Here is a 23,363-nt window from a genome sequence, read left to right on the forward strand (position 1 = left end):
CGCCGATGCTGTCGCCCGCCGAACTCGACGCCCTGCCCCTCGCGCCCGGAACCAAGGCCGTCCCGCTGGACGGCTCGGTGCGGACGCTCGGCGATCTGGCCGGACGGGGCCTGTCTCTGCTCGGCGGCGACATCCCGATGCCGGCCGCGGTGCTCAAGCGCGCCGCGATCGACAACAACCTGTCGGTCATGCAGGCTTATGTCGACGCGGCGGGCGCGAAGCTGGCGCCGCACGCCAAGACCACCATGTGCCCGCAACTGCTGGCGCGGCAGATCGAGGGCGGCGCCTGGGGCCTGACGGCGGCGACCATGACCCAGCTGAAGCTGTGCCACCAGATCGGCGCGCCGCGCCTGATCCTGGCCAACCAGCTGGTCGGCCGCGCCGAGATCGAGTGCCTGCGCGACCTGACGACCGCCGCGCCGCTGCGGCCGGTGTACGTGCTGGTCGACGGCGAGGCCGGCGTGCGGGAGATCTCCGGGATCTTCGCCGCCGCGCCCGACGCCCCGCCCGCCCGCCTGCTGATCGAACTGGGCATGGCCGACGGCCGCTGCGGCGTGCGCTCGGTCGAGCAGGGCGTGGCCCTGGCCCGCCTGATCCACGACCTGCCCGGTGTCGAGCTGCACGGCGTCGAAGGCTACGAGGGCCTGGTGTTCAGCGACCACGCCGCGCAGGACGCCGTGGCGGTCGACGCCTATCTCGACGGCCTGACCGGCCTGCACCACGCCCTGCGCGCCGAAGGTCTGTACGCGGCCGGCGAGGTGGTGCTGACGGCCGGCGGCTCGGCCTATTACGACCTGGTGGCCCGCGCCCTGGCGGGCGAAGCGCCCGGCGCGACGATCGTGCTGCGCAGCGGCTGCTACGTGACCCACGACAGCGGCTTCTACCGCGAACTGCTGGCCCGCATGGACGCCCGCGAGGACGTCCACGGCGCGGTCGGCGCGCCGCCGCGCCTGCGGCCGGCGCTGGAGGTCTGGACGCGGGTGATCTCGCGCCCGCAGCCGGACATGGCCATGGTCATGATGGGCAAGCGCGACGTCTCGTTCGACATCCACCTGCCGACGGCCCGCCGCTGGTTCCGTCCCGGCCTGCACCAGGAAGCGCAGGCCGTCGACGGGATCGTCACCGCCAAGCTGGCCGACCAGCACGGCTTCCTCACGATCGCCCCCGACGCCGACCTGGCCGTCGGCGACCTGCTCGGCTTCGAGATCTCCCACCCCTGCACGACCTTCGACAAGTGGTCGGTGCTGCTGGAGGTGGACGAGGCCTACGGCGTGCTGGGCGGCCTGAAGACCTTTTTCTGAGTGACCGTTCCTTGAGTGATCAGACGCACGCCATGGCCAGCCCCCTCCCCTCCGCCGACATCGTCCTGAAGGGCGGCACGGTCATCGACGGCAGCGGCGCGCCGGCCTTCGTCGCCGACGTCGCCCTGGCCGGCGACACCATCGTCGCGGTGGGGCCCTCGCTGCCGATCGGGACGGCCCAGGCGATCGACGTCTCGGGCCTGGTTGTGGCGCCGGGCTTCATCGACGTGCACACCCACGACGATCTCGTCTGCATCACCCAGCCCGACATGCTGCCCAAGATCAGCCAGGGTGTGACGACGGTCGTTGCCGGCAACTGCGGGATCTCGGCCCCGCTGCTGCGCTTCGACGAGGCGGTGGCCGAACCGTTCAACCTGCTGGGCGCGCGCGAGGACTTCGCCTACGCCGCCTTCGCCGACTATCGCCGCGCCATCGAGGCGGCCGCGCCGCGCGTCAACGTGGCGGCCCTGGTCGGCCATTCGACGCTGCGGGTGCTGTGCATGGACGACCTGGAGCGTCCCGCCACCCCGGCCGAGCGCGAGCGGATGGACGCCCTGCTGCGCGACGCCCTGGCCGAAGGCGCCCTGGGCATGAGCTCGGGCGTGTTCTACGCCCCGGCCTGGGCGGCGGACCTGGAGGAACTGCAGGCCCTGGCCCGCACGGTCGCCGAAGCCGGCGGCGTCTACACCGCCCATATCCGCGACGAGCGCGAGGGCATCATCGAGGCGCTGAAGGAAGCCTTCGCCGTGGCCGCGCCCAGCGGCGCGCCGCTCATCCTGTCGCACCACAAGTGCGCGGGCGTGCGCAACTGGGGTCGCGCGGCCGAGACCCTGGGCCTGATCGACCAGACCCGCCAGGGCCAGCCGGTGCACCTGGACTGCTATCCCTACACCGCCGGCTCGACGATCATCCGGCCCGACCTGGCCGACGGCGAGGTCGAGATCCTGGTCAACTGGTCCGAGCCGCACCCGGAGATGGCCGGCCGCACCCTGGCGGCGATCGCGGCCGACTGGGGCCTGTCGCAGCCGGCCGCAGCGGAGCGGCTGATGCCCGGCGGCGCCAGCTACTTCCAGATGGCCGAAGCCGACATGCGCTCGATCCTGGCCCACCCCTGCTGCATGGTGGGCTCGGACGGGCTGCCGCACGACAAGCGCCCGCACCCGCGCCTGTGGGGCGCGTTCCCGCGCGTGCTGGGCCACTACGCCCGCGACCAGAAGCTGATCAGCCTGGAGGCCGCGGTCCACAAGATGACGGGCCTGGCCGCCGACACCTTCCGCCTGGCCGGTCGCGGCCGCGTGGCCGTGGGGATGAAGGCCGACCTGACGGTGTTCGACGCCGACGCGATCATCGACCAGGCCACCTACGAGGCCCCCACCCGCCCGGCCAAGGGCGTGGAGCAGGTGTTCGTCAACGGGTCGCTGGCCTGGAGCGGCGGCGGCGTCGTCGGCCGGCGGTCGGGCCGCTTCCTGCGATCGGCGACCTGAGTTTCAGCGCGCGGTGTCGTGTTTGTCGCGACGCCGCACGCCCATCAGCAGGCGCGCCTCGAGCCGCTTGCGCAGGGCCGCGTAGTAGGCGCTGAGGAAGTCGTAGTCGTCTTCCTGGGCCAGGCGCGTCCAGCCGATCTTGCCGGCGATGCGGTCGGCCACGGCGCGCATGGTCTTGCGATCGCGCTCGCGCAGCACGTCCTCGAGGACGTGCAGCTCCTTGGCGCCGTAGGCGTCGATCTGTTCCAGGGTGAAGGCGTAGCGCTGCAGGCGCTCGGCCCCCTCGTCGGCCATGTCGCGCATCAGCTTGCGCTTGGGCGCGCGAACGACCCAGGTGCCGCCGATCAGGTCGCCGGCCCGCAGGCGGTCCTTGTTGAACAGCGGGAACAACACGAACACACCGGCCCAGGTGATCCCCAGCAGGTACATCCAGCCCTCGACGCCGCCGCCCTCCACCCCGGCCGGGGCGAACAGCATGCTGATCGGGATGAAGACCTCAAGCTCGCGCATGGCGTTGCGGGCGAAGATCGCGCCCGGGCGCAGGCGGCCGCCGTCGCGGGCGGCGACGCGGATGCCCATGGCCCGCTTGCCCGGCGTGGCGGCCGCGGCGCTCAGCTCGAAGCCGACGAAGTAGAAGTTGCGCAGCAGGAAGAAGCCGAGCAGCCACACCACCGCGATCATCTCCGCGCCCTTCAGCCCGGCTGCGGCCAGGGCCCCTACGCCGATCAGGCCGATCAGCAGCGAAGCGACGATCAGCACCAGCAGCATGATGGCCGCGTCCACGAAGAAGGCGGCGGCGCGCTGACTGGCGTCGGCCAGCTGCAGGCGAAGGTCGACGCCTTCGGGCGTGACGAAGGCGCGCGTCAGCTTGAGAGTGGTCGCCTCGCTCATGCCTTCGCCCCCCGGCGCGGCGCGTAGAAATAGAGGCCCCAGATCAGGGCCGTGACCGCCGCCACGCCGTAGCGGGCCGGCGTCCAGACGATCAGCTGGCGGCCGAAACCCTCCAGCAGTCCCGCGAAGAACAGCATCACCACCACCCCGCCCATGACGGTGGCGGCGTGACGTCCGGCCTGGGCCGCCGCGTCGAGGCGGCTGCGCTCGCCGGGGAAGGCCACGGTCCAGCCGATCTTCAGGCCGGCCGCGCCGGCCAGGCAGACGGCGAACAGCTCGGTCACCCCGTGGATCGCCAGCCAGCCCCCGGCCTCGACGCCCAGTCCGCGGCTGGCGAACAGCGCGAAAAACACCCCCAGCATGACGCCGTTGTAGATCACCAGCATCGCGGTGGGCACGCACAGCGCGAAGCCCAACGCGAAAGCCAGCAGCGCGACCTGGGCGTTGTGGGTGAACAGGAAGGTGGCGAACATCGAAAGGCCGCTGCTCGACTTGGTCCCGTCGAGGGTGGCGCGCAGCATCTCGGTGGTCGCGGCCGGATCGCGCCCACCGGTCATCTCCTTGGGCATGAAGGCGTAGTACCACTCGGCGTCTTGGCCGAAGAGCCAGGCCCCCACCAGGGCGCCGATCACCATCAGCCCCACGCTGACCAGGGTCTCGCGCCACAGGCCGCGCACCGCCGCCGGCCAGCCGCCGGCGAAGAAGGTCGCCAGCTGGCCGCGCAGGGTCTCGCGCGAGCCGTAGACGAAGAAGTAGGCCCGGGCGCAGAGCATCTCCAGGTACTCGATCATGCCGCGATCGAGCGAGGTGGCGCGGGCGACCGACAGCGACGACAGGGCCGACCGGTAGAGCACCGGCGCGGCCAGGATCTCCTCTTCGGAGAGGCTGGCCATCGAGCCCTTCTCGACCTTCTCCATCAGCCGTTCCAGCCGCCGCCAGTCGGCCTCGCGCTCCTGGCGGAAACGCTGGCTCTTCAGGCGGCCGTCGACCTTGACGTCGATCACAGGAGATCCCTCCGCTTGAGGTCGACATAGGTGTTGATCAGCGCCGGGCCGATACGGTCGGCCGGGGCCTCGACGATGTGCGCGCCCATGCGGCGCAGCCGGGCGACGACCGCCTCGCGCTCGCGCAGAAGGCTGGCCGAGACGACGGCGCGCGAGATGTCGGCCGGTTCGAACGGCTCGGCGGCGGCCATGGCCTCGAGCTCCTCGTCCTGCATCACCACGAACAGCACCAGGTGCCGACGCAGCAGATGGGCCGAGGCCTCGATCATCAGCTCGGCGGCGGTCGGGTCGGTGAAGTCGGTGAAGACCACCACCAGCGAGCGCCGGCGCAGCTTGGCCGCCAGGGTGTTGAGCGCCAGGGTGTAGTTGGTTTCCTCGGCCGAATAGTCGATGCGGCCGGCCGCGTGCTGCAGCTGACGGAAGGCGTCCAGGCCGCTGACCACGCCGGTGAGCAGACGGGGCGCGGAGTCGAACGAATAGAACCCCGCCCGGTCGCCGGCCCGCAGGCAGGCATAGGCGAGCAGCAGGCCGGCGTTGATGGCGCGGTCGACCTTGGGCGCGCCGCCCACCGGCTCGCACATGGCACGGCCGCCGTCGATGGCCATGACCACGTGGTGGTTGCGCTCGGTCCGGAACTCCTTGGCCAGCAGGTTCAGGTGGCGCGCCGACTGCTTCCAGTCGATGGCGCGCGGATCCATGCCGGTCTGGAACTCTCTGAGGGCCTCGAACTCCGAGCCCTCGCCGCGGTCGATCTGGGTCTTGCTGCCCATCATCGCGTCGCGGGCCAGCATCCGGACGGCCTCCTCGCGCACGCCCTGCAGGTCGGTGCCGGCCGGGGCGTCGATGTCGAGCGCGAAGGTCTGTTGCTTCCAGACCAGGCCCAGGGGGCCGGTCCAGCGCACCCACAGGCGGTGCAGCTTGCCCTCCCCGCGCCGCTCGGGCGTCAAGGAGAAGTCGAAGGTCGCCGCGCGGCTCTCGACCTGGCTGCGCGCGAAGCGGGGCTGCAGGCCCAGGCGATCGTCGGCGTCCAGCGCCGCCTCGGCGCGGCCGGGAACCGGGCCCTTGGCGAACCGGGCAGTGAAGGCGATGGCGGCGGTGCGGGCCACCGACAGGAACGGCCGCTGGGTCTCGTCGAGAACCAGGCGCGAGCGCGAGCCGCCCGACAGGGCGTCGGCGACCATGGCCAGCAGCATGACCCCGATCCAGATCGGTCCGGCCAGCCAGCCGGCCGGCGCGAGCACGCCGACCGCCAGCGCCGCCGGAACTCCGGCGGCGACGGCGACGACGGCGCGGCGCGTGGGATAGATCACCGGGGAGCCGCCACCCGCTCGACCAGGCCCGAAAGCACGTGGTCGACCTTGCGCCCTTCGATCTCGGCGGCGGCAGAGAGGATCAGGCGGTGACGGAGGGCCGGCGCTGCCAGCGACTTGACGTCGTCGGGGATCACGTAGTCGCGGCCATCCAGCGCGGCGCGGGCCCGGGCGGCGACGGCCAGCATCGCGCCGGCGCGCGGGCTGGCGCCGGTCTCGATGTCGGTGGACTCGCGGGTGGCCCGCACCAGGTCGACGATGTAGCCCACGACCTCGTCGGTCAGGCGCACCTTGGCCACCGTCTCGATGGCCGCGTCGATGGCGGCGCGCTCGGCGACGGCCTCGACGCCGAAGCTCCTGGGATCCATCTGGCCGGTGCGCGAGCCGTGGCCGACGATGATCGCCCGCTCCTGCTGGGCGCTCGGATAGTCAAGCACGTGCTTGAACAGGAAGCGGTCGAGCTGGGCCTCCGGCAGCGGATAGGTGCCCTGCTGCTCGATCGGGTTCTGGGTGGCGACCACGGTGAAGCGCGGGCTGAGCGGATGCGACTTGCCGTCGATGGTGACGTGGCGCTCCTGCATGGCCTCCAGCAGGGCGGCCTGGGTCTTGGGCGGGGTGCGGTTGATCTCGTCGGCCAGCAGCAGTTCGCAGAACACCGGACCGCGCGTCAGGCTGAAGGTCGAGGTCTGGAAGTTGAACAGGTTGGCGCCGATGACGTCGCCCGGCATCAGGTCGGGCGTGAACTGGATGCGGCCGTAATCGAGCGCCACGGTGCGCGCGAAGCACTGGGCCAGCAGGGTCTTGGCGGTGCCGGGCGGGCCTTCCAGCAGCACGTGGCCGCCTGCGAACAGCGCCGTCAGCAGCAGGTTGACGGCGTCGTCCTGGCCCACGACGGCCTTGCCGATCTCAGAGCGGATCCGCGCGGCGAGCGCCCCGACTTCACTGACGTCCACGGATGAGCTCCTGCTTCCAAGTATGGAGATCGCGCGCCACGGCCATCAGGTCGGACGGCGAGGCCGTCAGCGCCCGATCGGCCAGCGCCGAATAGGTGTGGGTCGCGCCGACCGTGCGGCTGACGCGATCGAGAAAATCCACGAGGTCCTGGCCGTCGAGGCCGCGCGGCGCGCCGATGGCGCGGGCGGCCGACGCCTGGATCAGGCGGGCGTAGAGCCGCGCCATGCGATGCTCGCGACGGGCCAGACGCACCAGGCCCGCGGTGTTGTCGGCCAGCGCCGTCTTGCCCAGGGCCACCGCGCGACGCGAGCGCAGCGGCGGGCCGAAGCGCGCGAAGGCCTGGGCGCCGGCCAGCAGGGCCAGCGCCACGGCCACCAGGGTCGCCCCCAGCAGAGGCGGCTCGACGATCAGGCGCATCAGGCTGCGGGTGCGCTTGAAGCCGTGCAGCGTGACGTCGAACACCACAGGCGAGCCGTCGTCGCGGATCAGGTTCAGCATGGCCACGGCCGTGCGCGCGCCGTCGGCGGTCTTTAGGCCCTGGGTGTTGAGATAGTCGGGATCGGCCAGGACATAGGTCCAGCTGTCGTCGCGCATGGCCATCACCACGCCGCCGTCCTGGTCGAGCAGCACCGGCGTCCAGCCCGGTCCCGCCAGGGTGCGCGCGCCCTTGATCGTCACCGGCGCGCCGAACGCCTCGCCCGACGGGCGGCGCAGGCGCACCGTGCGCTTGTCCTTGGCCTCGTTGACCTTCAGGTCCTTGCGCAGTTTCGGCGGCAGCACCGACAGCGCCTCGGCGCCCTCGTTGTCGCCGAAGGTCGTCACCCAGCCGCGATGCTTGGGATCGGGCCGCGCCTCCCACTTGGGCAGCACCACCAGCGTCGGGCCGATGTGGTCGTTGCGCTCCAGCGGCACGGGCGACATGCCGGCCGACGGCGTCAGGACCAGCAACGCCTCCTCGGCCGAGGCCGGCAGGTCGCCGCGGCTGGTCAGCACCGGCTGGCCCATCAGGCTGAGCAGTCGCGAGATCGCGCCGAAGCCGACGGACGAGCGCGACAGGGCGTGCCCGCCGCCGTCGTCGCCCTTGCGCAGCTCGGGCGCGTAGGCCGATAGCACGGCCAGGCCGCTGAACGAGACGACGCCCACCAGGACCAGCACCAGCATGGTCATCGGCGAGAACATGCCGTGAGACTTGGAGGCGCTCATCCGCGCCATCCGTCAGGCAGGGCGAAGGCCTCATAGGCCGCGCGGCACTGGGCGAAGTCGTCGGCCCCGACCGGGCGGCCGCCGAACAGCCCCCGCTCGACCAGCCGCGCGATGCCGACGAAGGCCGAGCGGGCCGCGTCGGGAATGGCCGGCAGCGCGGCGATCTCGCGCGCGGTCAGCGAGATCTTCACCGACCGGGGTCGGCGCTTCTCGATGTCCTGGACGCTGCGCAGCAGGATCAGGTGGGCGGCCTCGACGAACAGGCCCCGGGCCGCCAGCTCGTCGGCGGCGGCCAGCAGGTCGCGGGCGTCGGCCGCGTCGGGACGCCAGCCGGCGTCCTCGACCACCAGCGGCTTGACCGCCCGCGGCGGCGGGGCCCAGATCCTCAGGAGCTCGCGAACGATGGCGTAGATGATCAGCGCCGCGAGCACCGCCAGGGCGCCCCAGAACACCCACTTCAGGTACGGCAGAAGGAATTCGAGGAACTTGCCGACGTAGCGCAGCCACTCGGGGATCTTTGGCGGCACGAACGCCGCCTGGTCGAACTGGAAACCGGCGTCCTTCGCCAGCCGTGCGTGCGCCGCGACGACCGCGTCGTCCGACGCCCCTCTCGAAACTGTCACGCGCCGGAAACCCGCATTCGCCCCCTCGACGCCAGGAGCAAGCCCGGCGCGAACACTCGACTCAACTCTACAGCGTGACGCCGGCTTGGCTAGCCGTAACCGGTGACAATCTGTGGTTCGATAACCCGCCTTCAGCCGACGAAGAACTCCACGGGCGCCAGCACCTCGACCGGGTCGCCGGGCACCTCTTCGGGCGGCGGCGGCATGGGCGAAGCGCGGCGGATGGTGGCCAGCGCCTCGTCGTCGAGCAGCGGATAGCCCGATCCCTTGGCCACCCGGGCCGACAGCACCCGTCCGCCGCGATCGACGGTGAAGGCGATGTGAACCACGCCCTCCTGCCCCGCGCTCTGGGCGCGACGGGGATAGCGCTTGTAGGCCTTGAGGCGGCCCAGGATCAGGCCGCGCCAGCTGATCGCCGCGTCGCGGGCGCTGGCGGCCGAGGTGCGCTGCGCGGCCGCGACCGGCGCCGGCGGGGCGGCCACGGCGGGCGGCGCGGAGGCCTCGCGGGGCGTCGAGGGTCGCGCCAGGGCGTCGCCTTCCGCCGCGCGGGCGTCGGACCGCAGCTGCGGCGGCAGCACGCCGCGCGGATCGGGCGGACGATCGATCGCCTTGAGCGGCGCGGGCGTGGCGGCGGCGGCCGGGCTGGCCTTGGCTTCCGGTCCCGGCGGCCGCTCGTCCTTAGGGCGCGGCGGCGCGACCGGCGCCACGGCGAACTCGACCGCAATCGCCTCGATCGGCGCGGCCGGCGGCATCTCCGGCCGGCTCAGCCGCAGATAGACGCCCAGCAACAGGCCCACGTGCAGCACCACCGCGCCCGACAGGGCCAGGCTCCAGCGCCGCTTTCGCCCCGTGGCGGCGGGCGGCTCGTACGGGATCTCCAGCACCGTCATGGGCAGGGCCTGCAGCATCAGAACACCCTTTCCAGCTTCAGGCTGGCGGCGGTCTTCTCGTAGGAGAACAGCCAGTCGATGCTGCTGGCGACCTTGGCGTACTGCACCGTCAGGCTGGGCGTGAAGCCGCCGGGCGTCTTCCAGCGCGGCGCGCGCAGGATGGCCGTGAAGGTCTGCTCGTCGTCGCGGCGACGCGCCTCCAGCGTCTTGTTGACGGCGTCCCAGCGCTTGCGGCGGGCCGAGGCGAACAACGTGCCGTTCAGTCCCTTGACGGTCGGCGTCGCGGCCCCCAGGCGCAGGCCGGCCTGACGATAGGCGTTGACCGCGCGATCGGCGTCCTTGTCGAGCAGGTCCATGCCGCCGAACAACGTCCAGCCGCCGGCAAGGCCGCGCCAGGCGGTCAGGAACAGCGAGGCCTGGTCGCCGTCCAGGGCCGAGAACGAAGCCCGGCTGTAGCGCATAGCCTTGTAGTCGGCCTCCAGCTTGACCAGGGTCGAGGCCCCCAGCCCCCGGGAGATCTCGGCATGCAGGCCCGGCGCCTCGTACAGCCGTTCCGCGCCCAGGGTCGCGACATCCAGCGACGGGGCGACGCCGAACGCCAGCCGCGCGGTGCGGTAGTCGAAGCCGGCCTGTGCCACGAGCGTGGCCTGGTTGTAGCGCCCCTCCTCGGGATAGAGCTCGCCATAGGCCATGCCCCGGAACGTCAGGCCGCCCGAGCCGCGCATCGGCAGGCGGCGATTGAGCACACTCTCGAAATTGACCGTGGCGGCGCCCAGGGGATCGGGCGTCTTGCGGTCGAAGAAGCAGACGCCCTCCGGTCCCGGCAGCAGGCAGGCATAGCTGCCCGAGGCCTGGTTGATGTTGGAGTTCCAGCCCGGTCCCAGCGCGAACTGGCCGGTCCAGCCGCGACGGCGCTTCAGCGCGCTCAGGAAGGTCTCGACGCTGCGGCGCACGCCCGCGGCGCGCGGGTCATCGGCCGGAAGCTCGGCCTTGATCGCCAGGAACATCGCCTCGGCCTCGCGGTCGCGCTGGTTCTCGAACAGCACGCGGGCCAGTTCGATGCGGCCCGGCTGGAAGTCCGGCTGCAGGGCCAGAAGCTGGCGAAAGCTGCGTTCGGCGCCGCGCAGGTCGCCGTCCTGGCGCGCCAGTTGGCCCTGGGCGTAGCTGACCAGCATCGGGTCGCGCTCGGGCAAGGCCAGATAGGCCTTGAGGAACCGGCGGGCGTCGGCCCACTGGCGGCGGGCCAGCGACAGGTAGAGCGCCTTGCCGACGTCGTCGGCGCCGGGCCCGACCGCATAGGCTTGGCCGTCGATGACCAGCACGTCGGGCGCGGTCTCCTGACGAGTCCTGGCCTCGCGCTCGGCGGCGCGGCGCGACAGTTCCTGGTCGAGACGCAGGCGGGTGTCGTCGTCGACCTGGGCGTGGGCGCCGCCGGCCAGGGCCAGAACGACGAAAGCCGCGCAGCCGGCGGCGACGCGGAACGGAAAACGCTGGGGCACGGACGACCTGCTCATCGCAAGAACTTGGGGGCAAGAGCTCGGGGCGAAGGCCGGCTGGCCTCCGCCCCTCGCATCATCAGTTCTTCGTGCCGCCGAAGGCGGTGTCGTAGACGCTGTTGCCGCCGAAGGTGACCAGACCGGCCAGGGCCGCGGCGTTGGCGCCGAAGAACTTGCCGCTGACTTCGCCGCCCGAGGCCAGGGTGGAAGCCCCCTGCGTCGCCGTGGCGTTGGCCGTGGTGCTGGCGATGGTCAGGCCGGAGATGCCCACCGAGCCGATGTCGACCTTGTAGCCGGTCGTGGCGCTCTGGACGTAGCCGCCCAGCGTGCCGGCGGTGAAGTCGGCGTTGAAGGTCCCTTCCAGGATGCCGTTGGTGGCGTAGTCGCTGAGGCCCTTCACGGTGTAGCTGGCCGTGCCCGAGCCCGCGGTGGCGCCGGTGTCGTCGCCGACGTAGTAGACGGTGTGGGTGCCGTCATTGGCGTTGGCGGTGTCGGACCATTCGCCGAACCACAGGTCGCCGGTGCTGACCTTGGCGAAGTTGAACACGCCCATGCCGTTGTGGCTGCCCGGCGCGGTCGACGGGTTGTTGATCGTGCTGACGCCGCCCGACGGCGGGGCCGAGGCCGACAGACCCTGGAAGTCGACATAGGCCGACAGGCCGATCGAGGCGACGGACACGCCGGCCTTGCCGGCCGTGTGCGGACCCGCGTTGATCACGCTGGCGCCCACCTTCAGGTGGGTCTCGTCGGTGGACTCGCCGACGATGCCGGCATGGGCTACGCCGGCCAGGGCGACGGCCGTGACGGAGGCCAGGATCAGCGTCTTGAAGGTCGAACGGTGCATATCGTCTTCTCCGAGGCTTGGTTGACGGGTCCCTCCATGGAGACCCTGGGGCATCGCGGCGCCCGCCGCGTCGGTAGGGAGCCGACGCGCCGAAAGCCGTGAATGGGGGGTCAGTAGCGGGCGGTCATGCTGAGCTTCAGCGTGCGCCCGGGGGCCGGCTGGGCCGTGCGGGTCAGGGGATCGGTGTAGTAGCGGTCGTTGAGGTTGGTCCCGACCAGCTCGAACCGGACCTTCTCGTTGAGCTTGAAGTTGGCGTAGGCGTCGACCGTGACGATGTCGTCCCACAGGTAGGGCGTGTTCAGCGCCCAGCCGTCGACGCGGGTGGCGGTGGCGCCGCCGATGAAGCGGTCGAGTTCGGGATTGTCGTAGCCGCTATAGTAGGCGCCGCGCAGGCCGACCTCGAGCCGGCGCCGCAGGAAGCGGGCGCCCAGGTTGAGGTTGGCCGAGTTCTCGGGCGTGGCCTGGGTGAGCAGGTAGCCGCCGACGAAGCCGAAGTTCACGCAGTCGGGCACGATGCCGGTGTTGGGCTGCTTGAGGATCGCCTGCTGGCGGTCGCAGACCTTGTTCTTGAAGTTGTGGGCGGCGGAGAAGTCGGCGAACAGGCGGCCGTTGTCGTAGCGGGCCTGCAGCTCCAGCCCCTCGATGATCTGCTTTTCCAGGTTGGAGAGCTGCAGCTGCGTGCCGCGTTCGATGATGTTGCTGGTGCGGTTGCGGAACCAGGTCAGCTTGACGTCGGCGCGCTGGCCCTCGGGCAGCGACAGCAGGGCCGACAGGTCGTGGACGTAGGCGACTTCCCAGGTGCGGGCGTGTTCGGGCTTCAGCGGCCGGGTCGGATCGATGGCGGCCGAGAAGCCGACCGTGCTCTCGAACAGGCTCGGGAACCGATAGGCCTCGGCGTAGCGGACATAGGCGCGGGCGTTGGGCGTGAAGTTGAAGGTCGCCGACGCGGCCGGGGTCCAGCCGTCGCCGCGCTGGGTGCGGCTGACGGCGGTGACCGGCGCCTGGTTCACCGTGGCCACGCAGTAGCCGGTGGCGCCGGCGACGGTGTTGAGGAAGCCGTTGACGCAAGGGTTGGTCGCCCTGGTCAGCTTGCCCGTGCTGTCACGCTCCCAGGGGATGCGGGTGGTCACGGTGCGGCCGTTGACCAGAGCGCGATAGGCCACCGTGGCGTCGGTGAAGACGTAGTTGGTGAAGACCACGCCCTTGGCGATCTGCTCGTCCAGGAAGTCGTCGAACGCCCAGTAGTGCGAGTAGCGCGCGCCGGCGGTCAGGGTCAGCTCGCTGACGGGCCGCCATTCGAGATTGGCGTGGACGTTGTATTCCTCGCGCCGGCCAGCCCGGGGGTACTGGCGCCAGCCGTCGAACGTGCCGCCCCACTCGTCGGGCGAGGTCAGCTTCTCGTGCTGCCAGTCGCCGGCGACCACCAGGTCGAGGGTCGGCGCCAGCCGCGTCTTGTTGCTGAGCGACAGGCCGTAGCGGTCGTTCTTGGCGTTGGCCAGCGCGGTGTTCTTGATGATCGGGTTGGCGGCGTTCTGGGCCCAGTTGGGGAAGCCGCCGGCGCTGTAGGTGTGGCTGTTGGTGCGGGTCAGCCAGACCGACGTCTTCAGGTCCACCCAGCGGCCGCCGGGCTTGAGCCGGTAGTCGACGTTCCAGGCGGTGGCGTGCACCTCGCCCAGCGGCCACTGCACCTTGCCCATGCCGTTGTTGGCCACGGTGATGATCCGCGAGGGCATGATCTCGCCGTAGGTCGAAACGGTGTCGCGCACGCCGAACTTCAGCTGCTGGCTGTCGCTGATCTTCCAGACCAGCTTGCCCAGCCACGAACTCATTTCGCTGGAGGTGTTGGGGACCTCGTTGCCGGGCTGGTAGTTGAAGGCCAGGCGCTTGATCAGGTCCTGCGGGCCCGACGGCATGGGCAGGTTGGTCTGCTTGTAGTAGTCGGCCTCGCTCTCGCCGGCGAAGTAGTTGCCGCGCTCGCGCCAGGCGTAGGCGACCAGCCACTCGACGTCGTCGCCGCGGCCGGCGATCGCCAGGCGCGCGGCCCGGTCGCCCAGCGACAGGGTGTCGTTGTCGGACGAGGTGCGCGGCGTCACCTGCACGTAGGGATCGTTGTAGGGACTGCCCGGAAAGCCCGTGGTTCCGGTCGCGCCGGGAAAGCCGGGCACGTTGCGATAGTCCTGGCCGGTCAGCAGGGTCGGCAGGCGCGGCTTGGTGGAGTTGTCGCCGCCCTCGATACGGACCTCGGCGCCGTAGCGCTCGCCCTCGCGCAGGATGTCGCGCGGCGCCAGGGTGTCGATGACCACCGCCCCGCCGACGGAGCTATGGACGCCGGCGGTCAGGGACGGACCTTTCAGCACCTGCACGCCGCCGACCAGGCTGGGGTCGATGTAGCTGCGGTTGTTGGCGCCGTTGTAGCCGCGCCAGACCGTCAGCGCCTGCTCACCGCCGTCGATGATGACCGGCACGCGGCCGGGGCCCTCGATGCCGCGCACGCTGGGATCAAGCGCGCCGCTGTTGCGGGCGTCGCCGCTGTAGACGCCGACCATGCCCTTGAGCACGTCGGCGGGGCTGACGCCCTTGTAGCGCTCGACCTGGGCCTTGCCGGCATAGGTCGAGGCGCCGTCCAGGTCGTAGACGCCGTCGTAGCCGAGAGCGTCGCGGGCGTTGAGGGCTTCGCCGCCGCCGGCCGCGCCCTCCACGCGCAGGGCGTCGGTGACGACGGCGCCCTTGCCGCTCGGCGCGGCTTCCAGGGTGACGACGCCCGGACGCACCTCGCGCCAGGTGAAGCCGCTGCCGGCCAGCAGGCGCGAAAGGATCTCGCCCTGGCTGAAGCGGCCGCGCACGGCCGGCGCGCGGCGGCCGTACGGCGCCTCGACGGCGTAGACGATCTGGACGCGGGTCTGCAGCGAGAACTGGCTCAGCGCCTGGGGCAGCGGCTGGGCCGGGATGTCGACCGCGAAGGCCGCGCTCTCCTGGGCGGCGGCGGGAAGTGCGTTCAGGGCCAGCGGGCTGGTCGAGGCCAGGGCGAGGCATAGCGACAGCCGGCGGATACGCGGAAGCAGGCCGGGGCGGGTAACAGGCGTCGTCATGTCTCGGGTCGGTCTCGTCTCGTGGGTCGCCCATTATTGCGAGCGACACTCAATTGCATCTTGTGATGGAGAGACGAAACCCGACGGCGCGATCCCCTAGCGACCCCGCCGATTTTTTTGCCGTGACGTTACGAGACAATCAGTAGAGCAGGACGAAGCCGCCCAGGCGCGCGGCGCGCAGGTTCAGCGAGGCGGCCAGGGCGTCGATGGCGGCGTCGGGCCGGCCGACGTCGAACACGCCCGAGACCGGCCGCGCGGCCAGGGCCTGCCCGCGCACGAACACCTTGCCGCGCCGGTAGCGGCCGATCTCGTCGACCACTTCGGCAAGCGGCCGGTGATAGACGACCAGCCTGCCCTGCCGCCAGGCGTCGACCGCCGCCGGATCCTCCAGGGCCGCGGCCTTGGGCGCCGCGCCGTCCAGCAAGGCCCCCTGCCCGGCCCGCAGCACCGCGACGCCCCGTCCGCTCGCCGGCTCGACCCGCACCGCGCCGCGCAGGACGCTGACGCGGGCCGCGTCGCTCTCCAGCCGCACGTCGAAGGCCGTGCCCAGCACCCGAGCGCTGCCAGCCCGGCTCTCGACCACGAACGGCCGCGACGGATCGTGGACGACGTCGAAGAAGGCCTCGCCCTTCACCAGCCGCACGCGGCGACCTTCGGGACCGTAGCGGACGTCGAGCACCGCGCCGGTGTTGAGCGTGACCGCGCTGCCGTCGGCCAGCACCTGCCGGCGCACCTGCCCGACCTCGGCGATCAGATGGTTCGGATCAGCGGGCGCGAAGGCCTTGAAGGCCACGCCGGTCCCGAGCGCCAGAACCAGGCAGGCCGCGGCGGCGGCCGGGATCCGCCAGGGACGGCGGCCCGATCTCACCGATGGCGCGAGAGCCCGACCACGGCGCGGCTGGAACGGCTGGCTGGCCTGGGGCGCGGTCACCGCGCCGATCAGCGACAGCACGTGGTCGGCCTCGGCCATCGCCTGGGCCCGCTCGGGATCGACCGCCAGCCAGGCGGCGTGACCGGCCATGTCCGCTCCGTCGCGCAGGCGCAGCGCCCGTCGCGCCGCCGCGTCGAACAGAGCCTCTTCCCCGCTTTTGTCCTTGTCGCTCATGTGGGCTTTTGGTCCTCCCGATGGACAGGACGAACCGGCGCCCGCGCTTCCCCTAGTCTCATCCATCGCCGCGCGCTTCCTTCAGCCTGCGGCGGCAGTGGCTCATGGCCTTGGCGAGGTGGTTCTCGACCGTGCGCGGCGAGATCCCTAGGCGATCGGCCACCTGCTGCATGGTCAGGTCGTGGCCGCGATAGAGCAGGATCACCTGCCGGCACTTGTCGGGCAGTTCGGCGATGGCGGCCTGGACGATGGCGATCTCCTGGCGGCCGGCCAGCACCTGGAACGCCGAGGGCGCGTCGCTGCCAGCGTCCAGCGGCAGGTCACCGGGCGTGACCCGCCTGGCCTGCGCCGCCGCCTGCCTCTGCCGGTCCACGACGAGGTTGGCGATGATCCGACGCAGGTAGCTCAACGGATTGCGCACCGCCGCGCCGTCGAAGCCCGGCGCGCGGGTCAGGTCCGACAGCTTGAGCCACGTGTCCTGCATGACGTCGTCGGCCAGGCTGGCCGAACGGGCCTTGCGGGCGGCGAAGCGACGGAGATCCTCGTAGTGGGCTTCCAGCAGGCCGGTCAGGTCGGAAGCCTTTCCCCTCTGGCCAGATCCCATTACGCCACCCCAAATGAGAACGACTCTCATTACCGCGCCATGATCTAGCGATCTCGCCGCCGCGCGTCAAAGGCGACCTCGCCCGTCCGGGCCCGATCAGGGCAGCGGGACGCCCCGGCTGGCGGTCAGGATCGCGTACCACTGGGCCCGGGTCATGTGGACGCGCAGGGCGTCGGCGGCCGCCTTGATCCGCTCGGGCGTCTGCGAGCCGACGATCGGGATCGGCCGTGACGGATGGGCCATGATCCACGCCAGGGCGACGGCGGCTCGGTCGACGTGTTGGGGCCGGGCCACGGCGTCGAGCGCGTCGATCACCGCCCGCCCGCGGTCGTCGATCCCCTCGCCCGTCAGGCGCCCACCGCCCAGCGGCGACCAGGCCAGCACGGCCATGTCGCGCTCCAGCGCCTGGTCGAGCACGCCGTCCGACAAGGGCTCGATGGCCAGGGGCGAGAACTCCGGCTGGATGCTGGCCAGCGGGAACGGCAGATGCGCCTGCAGGGCCGCGACCTGGCTGGGCAGGTAGTTGGACACGCCGACCGCGTCGATCTTGCCCTGCTCGCGCAGCTTGACCAGGGCGCTCGCCACCTCGGCCGGATGGGCCAGCACATCGGGACGGTGGACCTGGTAGAGGTCGATCTTCTCGACGCCCAGGCGCTGCAGCGAGGCCTCGCAGGCGCTGACCAGGTAGTCGGCGCTGGAGTTGTAGGGCACGCCGAGGATGATGCCGCCCTTGGAGGCCAGGACGAACTTCTCGCGCAGGTGCGGGGCGTCGTGCAGCACCTTGCCCAGCAGCACCTCGGCCGAACCGAAGCCGTACGGCGTGTCGGCGCCGTAGATGTCGGCGGTGTCGAGCAGGGTGATCCCGCCTTCGAGCGCCGTCTCGACCAGATGGCGGGCGTCGGCGACGGACTCGCCCTTGAAGCGCCACATGCCCCAGGCCAGCGGCGACACGACAAGGCCGCTCTTGCCGAGCGGGCGGGCTTGGTGGGGCTGGCGGTCGTCGAGCATGGGAAACGCACTCTCGGTTCGAAATGAACGCCGGAGATGACCGGCGTCCGGCCGTCGGCGCAAGCTTTACCGACGGCAATATCGAGCATGAGAACACCGCGTTGGTCGGGACGGCCGGGCGGCGGCTAGCGTCGGCGGGCCTTCACACGCGCGCCGAGGGGCCCGGCGCGGCGCGATGCGCCCTCCCGACAACGACAAGAAAGACGACGCCATGCTTCGCCCCATCCTTCTGGCCACGGCCGCCGCACTGGCCCTGACGAGCGCGGCGCCCGCGCTGGCCGCCGACCACGACGCCGCCGCCGTTCACGCCCGCACCCTGGTGCTGGACAGCCATGTGGACGTACCCGCCGACCTGGGCGTTGGGGCGCACGAGGCGGCCGTCGACAGCGACGGGCAGGTCGACCTGCCCAAGCTGGAGCGCGGCGGGGTCGACGCCGCCGTGCTGGCGGTGTTCGTGGCGCAGGGGCCGCGCACGCCGGAAGGCTACGCCCAGGCCCGCAAGGACGCCGACGCCAAGCTGACCGCTATCCGCGCCATCGCCGAGCGTCATCCGGATCGTGCCGTGCTGGCCCTGAAGGCCGACGACGTCGAGGCCGCGGCCGAGGCCGGCAAACGGGCGATCGTGGTCGGCTTCCTCAACGCCTATCCGTTCGGCGAGGACGTGTGGCCAGCCACTCGGGCGTGCAGGCGATCGTCGACAATCCGCGCAACCTGTCGGACGCCGAACTCGACGCCATCGCCGCCAAGGGCGGGGTCGTACAGATCGTCGCCTTCGGTCCCTATCTGGTCCGGCTGACCGATACCCTGCGGCCGAAGGTGGCCGCCCTGCGCGCCCAGTACGGTCTGCCCGCCGCCTTCGTCCGCGCCGCCGACGGGACCGAGGCTCTGTCGCCCGAGAAGCGCAAGGACTACAGCCACGCCGTCACCGACATCCTGCCCAAGGCGACGGTGAAGGACCTCGTGGACTCCGTCGACTACACGGTCAAACGCGTGGGCGTCGATCACGTGGGCCTGTCGTCCGACTTCAACCACGGCGGCGGGGTGGTCGGCTGGGCCAACGAGGGCGAGGCCGGCAACGTCACCGCCGAACTGGTGGCGCGCGGCTATTCGGAGGCCGACATCGGCAAGCTGTGGGGCGGCAACTACCTGCGCGTCTTCCGCGCCGTGGAGCAGACGGCCAAGCGCTGATCGGCACGAAGAAAGCCCGCCAGACCTCTGACCTGGCGGGCTTTTTCGTCATTCGGCCGCGACGCGGAGGCCTTCCGAAGCGGCCAGGGCCTGGTCGAGGTCGGCCAGGATGTCGTCGATGTGCTCCAGGCCGATCGACAGGCGCACATAACCGTCGGAGACGCCGGTGGCGGCCTGGTCCTCGGCGCTGAGCTGGGAATGGGTGGTCGAGGCCGGATGGATGGCCAGGCTGCGCGCGTCGCCGATATTGGCCACGTGGTAGAACAGCTTCAGAGCGTCGATGAACCGCTTTCCGGTCTCGCGACCGCCGGCCAGCTCGAAGCCGACGAGGCCGCCGTAGCCGCCCGACAGGTAGCGGTCGGCCCGCTCGCGGCGCAGGCCGTCCTGGGCCGTCGGATAGATCACCTGGATCACCTCGGGGCGCCTGGCCAGGAAGTCGGCCACGCCTTGCGCGTTCTGCGAATGGCGGGCGATGCGCAGCGGCAGGGTCTCCAGGCCCTGCAGGATCTGGAAGGCGTTGAACGGCGACAGCGCCGCGCCCAGGTCGCGCAGCAGCACGGTGCGGGCCCGCAGGACGTAGGCGATGGGGCCGAGCGGCTTCGCCGCCTGCGCCCAGACCGCGCCGTGATAGCTGGGGTCGGGGGTGTTGAGCAGCGGCTGGCGCTCGGGATGGGCCTCCCAGTCGAAATTGCCGCCGTCGATGATGACGCCGCCGATCGAGGTGCCGTGGCCGCCGATGTACTTGGTGGTGGAATAGACGACGATCGCCGCGCCGTGCTCCAGCGGCCGCGCCAGCAGGGGCGCGGCGGTGTTGTCGACGATCAGCGGGATCCCGTGCGCGCGACCGATGGCGGCGACCTCGGCGATCGGGAAGACGGTCAGCTTCGGATTGGGCAGGGTCTCGGCGTAGTAGGCGCGCGTGCGCTCGTCGGTGGCGCGGGCGAAGGCCTGCGGGTCCTCCGGATCGACGAAGCGGACCTCGATCCCCTGATCGCGCAGGGTGTTGGCGAAGAGGTTCCAGGTGCCGCCATAGAGGTCGGTCGAGCTGACGATGTTGTCGCCGGCCCGGGCCAGGTTCTGGATGGCGAAGGCGGAAGCGGCTTGGCCGGACGCCACGGCCAGGGCCGCCGCGCCGCCCTCCAGAGCGGCAAGCCGCTGCTCCAGGATGTCGATCGTGGGGTTGCCGATCCGGGTGTAGATGTTGCCCAGCTGGCGCAGGGCGAAGAGGTCGGCCGCGTGCTCGGCGCTCTGGAACTGGTACGAGGTGGTCTGGTAGATGGGCGGCGCAACGGCGCCCGTAGTCGGGTCGGCCCGCCAGCCGGCGTGCAGGGCCAGGGTCTCGGGATGGAGCTTGCGGTCGGACATCGGCTTCTCCTGAAGCTTTTTACGTCGATGCCGAAAACCTGACCCGGACCGCCCTCCTCCGCACGACCGATATTCTCGCCGCGCGGGCAGAAAAACTCACCCCAGGATTGCGCGGCCGAGCCCTAAGCGAGCCCGGCCGCTTTCGATCCTAGTTCTGGCGCTCGACCTGCGAGACGTCGCGCACCGCGCCGCGGGCGGCGTTGGTGGTCATGGCCGCATAGGCGCGCAGGGCCGGCGAGACCTCGCGCTTGCGGTCCTTGGGCTTCCAGGCGTCCTTGCCGCGCGCCAGCTGGGCGTCGCGACGCTCGGCCAGCATGGCGTCGGAGACTTTCAGCTGGATGCTGCGGTTGGGGATGTCGATCAGGATGCTGTCGCCGGTCTCGACCAGGGCGATCAGGCCGCCCTCGCCGGCTTCCGGCGAGACGTGGCCGATCGACAGGCCCGACGTGCCGCCCGAGAAGCGGCCGTCGGTGATCAGGGCGCAGGCCGCGCCCAGGCCCTTCGATTTCAGGTAGGTCGTAGGATACAGCATCTCCTGCATGCCCGGGCCGCCCTTGGGACCCTCATAGCGGATGACCACGACCTCGCCGGCCACGACCTTGCCGCCCAGGATGCCGCTGACGGCGTCTTCCTGGCTCTCGAACACCCGGGCCGTGCCGCGGAAGGTCAGGATCGACTCGTCGACCCCGGCCGTCTTCACGATGCAGCCTTCCGGCGCCAGGTTGCCGAACAGGACGGCCAGGCCCCCGTCCTTGGAGAACGGGTGCTCGACCGAGCGGATGACGCCCTTCTCGCGGTCGAGGTCCAGCTCTTCCCAGCGGGCGGCCTGGCTGAAGGCGACCTGGGTCGGCTTGCCGCCCGGAGCGGCGCGGAAGAACTCCTGGGCCGTGCCGCTGTTGGTGCGGCCGATGTCCCAGCGGGCCAGGGATTCAGCCATGGTGGCGGCGTGGACGGTGGGCTGGCTGGCGTCGATCAGGCCGCCCTTCTCCAGCTCGCCCAGGATGGCTGGCACCCCGCCGGCGCGGTGGACGTCCTCCATATGCACGTCGCTCTTGGCCGGGGCCACCTTCGACAGGCAGGGCACGCGGCGCGACAGGCGGTCGATGTCGGCCATCGAGAACTCGACGCCGCCCTCGCTGGCGGCGGCCAGCAGGTGCAGCACCGTGTTGGTCGAGCCGCCCATGGCGATATCCAGGCTCATGGCGTTCTCGAACGCCTCGCGCGTGGCGATGCCGCGCGGCAGGGCCGTGACGTCCTCCTGCTCGTACCAGCGCTGGCACAGGTCGACGATCAGGCGGCCGGCTTCCTTGAACAGCGCCTCGCGGTCGGCGTGGGTGGCCAGGACCGAGCCGTTGCCCGGCAGCGACAGGCCCAGGGCCTCGGTCAGGCAGTTCATCGAGTTGGCGGTGAACATGCCCGAGCACGAGCCGCAGGTCGGGCACGCGGCCTTCTCGATCGCCTCGACCTCTTCGTCGGAATAGCTGTCGTCGGCGGCGACGACCATGGCGTCGACCAGGTCCAGCGAGCGGATCGCGCCCTTGACCTGTACCTTGCCGGCCTCCATCGGACCGCCCGAGACGAAGACCACCGGGATGTTGAGGCGCATGGCGGCCATCAGCATGCCGGGCGTGATCTTGTCGCAGTTGGAGATACAGACGATGGCGTCGGCGCAGTGGGCATTGACCATGTACTCGACCGCGTCGGCGATCAGTTCGCGGCTGGGCAGCGAGTACAGCATGCCGCCGTGGCCCATGGCGATGCCGTCATCGACGGCGATGGTGTTGAACTCCTTGGCCACGCCCCCGGCCGCCTCGATCTCGCGAGCGACCAGCTGGCCCAGGTCCTTCAGGTGCACGTGGCCCGGGACGAACTGGGTGAAGCTGTTGGCCACGGCGATGATCGGCTTGCCGAAGTCGCTGTCCTTCATGCCAGTGGCGCGCCACAGGCCGCGGGCGCCGGCCATGTTGCGGCCGTGAGTGGAGGTGCGTGAGCGATAGGGAGGCATGGGTAAATCTCGGTGTCGGCTGTGGGGTTATTACCGCCGCTGACCACGCGAGCAAAATATATTAAAAGCGGCTGATTAGGTCGTTGGAAATATAAGATGGACGTCCGTCAGTTCCGCCATTTCGCCGCCGTGGCCGAGACCCTGCACTTCGGCCGCGCGGCCGAGCGGCTGCGCATGACCCAGCCCCCGCTCAGCCAGTCGATCCTGGCTCTCGAGAAGGAACTGGGCGCGCCGCTGTTCGTGCGCACCAAGCGTAACGTGCGGCTGACGCCGCTGGGCGAGCAGTGGCTGCCGCAGGTGCAGGCGGCGCTGGCGGCGCTCGACGCCCTGCCGGGCGCGGCACGGCGCATGCGCGACGGCCGCAGCGGCTTCCTGGCGCTGTCGTTCGTCAGCACCGCCGACTACAGCGTCCTGCCCTCGCTGGTCCGACGCTATTCGCAGGCCTATCCGGAGGTGGAGATCCGCCTTTTCGAGGCGACCAGCGACGTTCAGTTGCCGGCCCTCGTCGAGGGCGAGCGGCACGCCGGCATCGTCATCCCGCCCACCGACCAGCCGCTGCCCCCTGCCCTGGCCTATCGCCGGCTGCTGCGCGAGCCGCTGGTGGCGGCCGTGCCCAGCGCCTGGATCGACGAGGGGCGGATCGGCAGCGACGCGGTGCTTTCGGCCGAGGAACTGCTGGCCTCGCCGCTGATCCTGTTTCCCAAGCATGTGGCGCCGGCTTTCCACGACCTGGTCACCGGCCACTACCGCGCGCTGGGCGGCGACGCCCGCATCGCCCAGGAGGCCATCCAGATGCAGACGATCATCAGCCTGGTGTCGAGCGGCCTGGGGATCGCGCTCGTCCCCGCCTCGCTGCGCAACCTGGCGCGCACGGGCGTCACCTACGTGCCGCTGGCCGGGACCGCCCCCGAGCTGGAGACGGGCCTGGCCTGGCGCAAGGGCGAGATCAGCCCGACCCTGGCCAACTTCCTGAAGCTGACCGAGCCGGGCTGATCGCCT

20 protein-coding genes are annotated in these 23,363 nt (G+C 71.2%); 5 read left to right on the forward strand and 15 right to left on the reverse strand.

What is annotated here, in order from left to right; translation table 11 throughout:
- The first annotated feature begins 5 nt into the window (after positions 1-5).
- Entirely contained in the window at positions 6-1,301 is a 1,296-nt protein-coding gene (locus C1707_RS21815; RefSeq protein ID WP_101714562.1) for a type III PLP-dependent enzyme domain-containing protein, read from the forward strand.
- A 32-nt stretch (positions 1,302-1,333) separates the two neighbouring features.
- Positions 1,334-2,785, forward strand: coding sequence for an N-acyl-D-amino-acid deacylase family protein (locus C1707_RS21820; protein ID WP_101714561.1), 1,452 nt, complete (start codon positions 1,334-1,336; stop codon positions 2,783-2,785).
- 3 nt (positions 2,786-2,788) lie between these two features.
- Here C1707_RS21820 and C1707_RS21825 read toward each other — a convergent pair whose 3' ends face one another.
- The 13 genes from C1707_RS21825 to C1707_RS21885 form a co-directional block, all read right to left on the reverse strand.
- Positions 2,789-3,676, reverse strand: coding sequence for an RDD family protein (locus C1707_RS21825; RefSeq protein ID WP_101714560.1), 888 nt, complete (start codon positions 3,674-3,676; stop codon positions 2,789-2,791).
- Positions 3,673-4,680: a stage II sporulation protein M gene (locus C1707_RS21830; protein ID WP_101714559.1), complete on the reverse strand. Its 1,008-nt coding sequence runs from the start codon at positions 4,678-4,680 to the stop codon at positions 3,673-3,675. Before C1707_RS21830 ends, C1707_RS21825 begins: the two co-directional genes overlap by 4 nt.
- The gene (locus C1707_RS21835; RefSeq protein ID WP_101714558.1) at positions 4,677-5,990 is read right to left on the reverse strand and encodes a DUF58 domain-containing protein; all 1,314 of its coding nucleotides are present in this window, start codon (positions 5,988-5,990) and stop codon (positions 4,677-4,679) included. Before C1707_RS21835 ends, C1707_RS21830 begins: the two co-directional genes overlap by 4 nt.
- Entirely contained in the window at positions 5,987-6,943 is a 957-nt protein-coding gene (locus C1707_RS21840; protein WP_101714557.1) for an AAA family ATPase, read from the reverse strand. Before C1707_RS21840 ends, C1707_RS21835 begins: the two co-directional genes overlap by 4 nt.
- On the reverse strand, positions 6,930-8,147 hold the full coding sequence (locus C1707_RS21845; RefSeq protein WP_240633786.1) for a hypothetical protein: 1,218 nt from the start codon (positions 8,145-8,147) through the stop codon (positions 6,930-6,932). Before C1707_RS21845 ends, C1707_RS21840 begins: the two co-directional genes overlap by 14 nt.
- Positions 8,144-8,770, reverse strand: a complete 627-nt coding sequence (locus C1707_RS21850) for a DUF4129 domain-containing protein (protein ID WP_101714555.1) — start codon at positions 8,768-8,770, stop codon at positions 8,144-8,146. Before C1707_RS21850 ends, C1707_RS21845 begins: the two co-directional genes overlap by 4 nt.
- Before the next feature lie 131 nt (positions 8,771-8,901).
- Positions 8,902-9,678, reverse strand: a complete 777-nt coding sequence (locus C1707_RS21855; RefSeq protein WP_123170796.1) for an energy transducer TonB — start codon at positions 9,676-9,678, stop codon at positions 8,902-8,904.
- Positions 9,678-11,159: a surface lipoprotein assembly modifier gene (locus tag C1707_RS21860; protein ID WP_164467430.1), complete on the reverse strand. Its 1,482-nt coding sequence runs from the start codon at positions 11,157-11,159 to the stop codon at positions 9,678-9,680. Before C1707_RS21860 ends, C1707_RS21855 begins: the two co-directional genes overlap by 1 nt.
- Before the next feature lie 76 nt (positions 11,160-11,235).
- Positions 11,236-12,000 carry a Slam-dependent surface lipoprotein gene (locus C1707_RS21865; RefSeq protein WP_101714186.1) on the reverse strand — a complete coding sequence of 255 codons (765 nt, stop codon included), beginning with the start codon at positions 11,998-12,000 and terminating at the stop codon, positions 11,236-11,238.
- Between the two features lie 110 nt (positions 12,001-12,110).
- On the reverse strand, positions 12,111-15,089 hold the full coding sequence (locus C1707_RS21870) for a TonB-dependent receptor (protein WP_101714187.1): 2,979 nt from the start codon (positions 15,087-15,089) through the stop codon (positions 12,111-12,113).
- A gap of 139 nt (positions 15,090-15,228) precedes the next feature.
- Positions 15,229-16,194 (reverse strand): FecR family protein, encoded by a 966-nt coding sequence (locus tag C1707_RS21875; protein ID WP_101714188.1) that lies wholly within the window; start codon positions 16,192-16,194, stop codon positions 15,229-15,231.
- A gap of 58 nt (positions 16,195-16,252) precedes the next feature.
- Positions 16,253-16,798 (reverse strand): RNA polymerase sigma factor, encoded by a 546-nt coding sequence (locus tag C1707_RS21880; RefSeq protein ID WP_164467431.1) that lies wholly within the window; start codon positions 16,796-16,798, stop codon positions 16,253-16,255.
- A 96-nt stretch (positions 16,799-16,894) separates the two neighbouring features.
- Complete coding sequence (locus C1707_RS21885) at positions 16,895-17,806, reverse strand: aldo/keto reductase (protein ID WP_205686800.1); 912 nt, start codon at positions 17,804-17,806, stop codon at positions 16,895-16,897.
- Positions 17,807-18,017: 211 nt separating this feature from the next.
- Here C1707_RS21885 and C1707_RS21890 point away from each other — a divergent pair, with 211 nt between their 5' ends.
- On the forward strand, positions 18,018-18,602 hold the full coding sequence (locus tag C1707_RS21890) for a membrane dipeptidase (protein ID WP_164467432.1): 585 nt from the start codon (positions 18,018-18,020) through the stop codon (positions 18,600-18,602).
- A complete protein-coding gene (locus tag C1707_RS26875) occupies positions 18,488-18,994 on the forward strand; it encodes a membrane dipeptidase (protein ID WP_101714191.1) in 507 nt (168 codons plus the stop codon). Before C1707_RS21890 ends, C1707_RS26875 begins: the two co-directional genes overlap by 115 nt.
- A gap of 48 nt (positions 18,995-19,042) precedes the next feature.
- Here the strand turns inward: C1707_RS26875 and C1707_RS21900 are convergent, their stop codons facing one another.
- Both C1707_RS21900 and ilvD read right to left on the reverse strand, forming a co-directional pair.
- The gene (locus C1707_RS21900; RefSeq protein ID WP_101714192.1) at positions 19,043-20,359 is read right to left on the reverse strand and encodes an O-acetylhomoserine aminocarboxypropyltransferase/cysteine synthase family protein; all 1,317 of its coding nucleotides are present in this window, start codon (positions 20,357-20,359) and stop codon (positions 19,043-19,045) included.
- A gap of 148 nt (positions 20,360-20,507) precedes the next feature.
- Complete coding sequence (gene ilvD / locus C1707_RS21905) at positions 20,508-22,364, reverse strand: dihydroxy-acid dehydratase (protein WP_101714193.1); 1,857 nt, start codon at positions 22,362-22,364, stop codon at positions 20,508-20,510.
- 96 nt (positions 22,365-22,460) lie between these two features.
- Between ilvD and C1707_RS21910 the strand changes: the two genes are divergently transcribed.
- Positions 22,461-23,357 (forward strand): LysR family transcriptional regulator, encoded by an 897-nt coding sequence (locus tag C1707_RS21910; protein ID WP_101714194.1) that lies wholly within the window; start codon positions 22,461-22,463, stop codon positions 23,355-23,357.
- The last annotated feature ends 6 nt before the right edge of the window (positions 23,358-23,363 follow it).

Origin of the sequence: Caulobacter flavus (assembly GCF_003722335.1) — a bacterium.
In the GTDB taxonomy this organism is placed as follows: Bacteria; Pseudomonadota; Alphaproteobacteria; order Caulobacterales; family Caulobacteraceae; genus Caulobacter; species Caulobacter flavus.

What these genes read in the sequence shown, in the direction of transcription:
- C1707_RS21875 (WP_101714188.1), bottom strand. Translation starts at nt 16,194, where the DNA reads ATGAGCGACAAGGACAAAAGCGGGGAAGAGGCTCTGTTCGACGCGGCG.
- C1707_RS21825 (WP_101714560.1), bottom strand. Translation starts at nt 3,676, where the DNA reads ATGAGCGAGGCGACCACTCTCAAGCTGACGCGCGCCTTCGTCACGCCC.
- C1707_RS21890 (WP_164467432.1), top strand. Translation starts at nt 18,018, where the DNA reads ATGCTTCGCCCCATCCTTCTGGCCACGGCCGCCGCACTGGCCCTGACG.
- C1707_RS21855 (WP_123170796.1), bottom strand. Translation starts at nt 9,678, where the DNA reads ATGCTGCAGGCCCTGCCCATGACGGTGCTGGAGATCCCGTACGAGCCG.
- C1707_RS21880 (WP_164467431.1), bottom strand. Translation starts at nt 16,798, where the DNA reads ATGGGATCTGGCCAGAGGGGAAAGGCTTCCGACCTGACCGGCCTGCTG.
- C1707_RS21845 (WP_240633786.1), bottom strand. Translation starts at nt 8,147, where the DNA reads ATGAGCGCCTCCAAGTCTCACGGCATGTTCTCGCCGATGACCATGCTG.
- C1707_RS21910 (WP_101714194.1), top strand. Translation starts at nt 22,461, where the DNA reads ATGGACGTCCGTCAGTTCCGCCATTTCGCCGCCGTGGCCGAGACCCTG.
- C1707_RS21865 (WP_101714186.1), bottom strand. Translation starts at nt 12,000, where the DNA reads ATGCACCGTTCGACCTTCAAGACGCTGATCCTGGCCTCCGTCACGGCC.
- C1707_RS21815 (WP_101714562.1), top strand. Translation starts at nt 6, where the DNA reads ATGCTGTCGCCCGCCGAACTCGACGCCCTGCCCCTCGCGCCCGGAACC.
- C1707_RS21885 (WP_205686800.1), bottom strand. Translation starts at nt 17,806, where the DNA reads ATGCTCGACGACCGCCAGCCCCACCAAGCCCGCCCGCTCGGCAAGAGC.
- C1707_RS21870 (WP_101714187.1), bottom strand. Translation starts at nt 15,089, where the DNA reads ATGACGACGCCTGTTACCCGCCCCGGCCTGCTTCCGCGTATCCGCCGG.
- C1707_RS21900 (WP_101714192.1), bottom strand. Translation starts at nt 20,359, where the DNA reads ATGTCCGACCGCAAGCTCCATCCCGAGACCCTGGCCCTGCACGCCGGC.
- C1707_RS21820 (WP_101714561.1), top strand. Translation starts at nt 1,334, where the DNA reads ATGGCCAGCCCCCTCCCCTCCGCCGACATCGTCCTGAAGGGCGGCACG.
- ilvD (WP_101714193.1), bottom strand. Translation starts at nt 22,364, where the DNA reads ATGCCTCCCTATCGCTCACGCACCTCCACTCACGGCCGCAACATGGCC.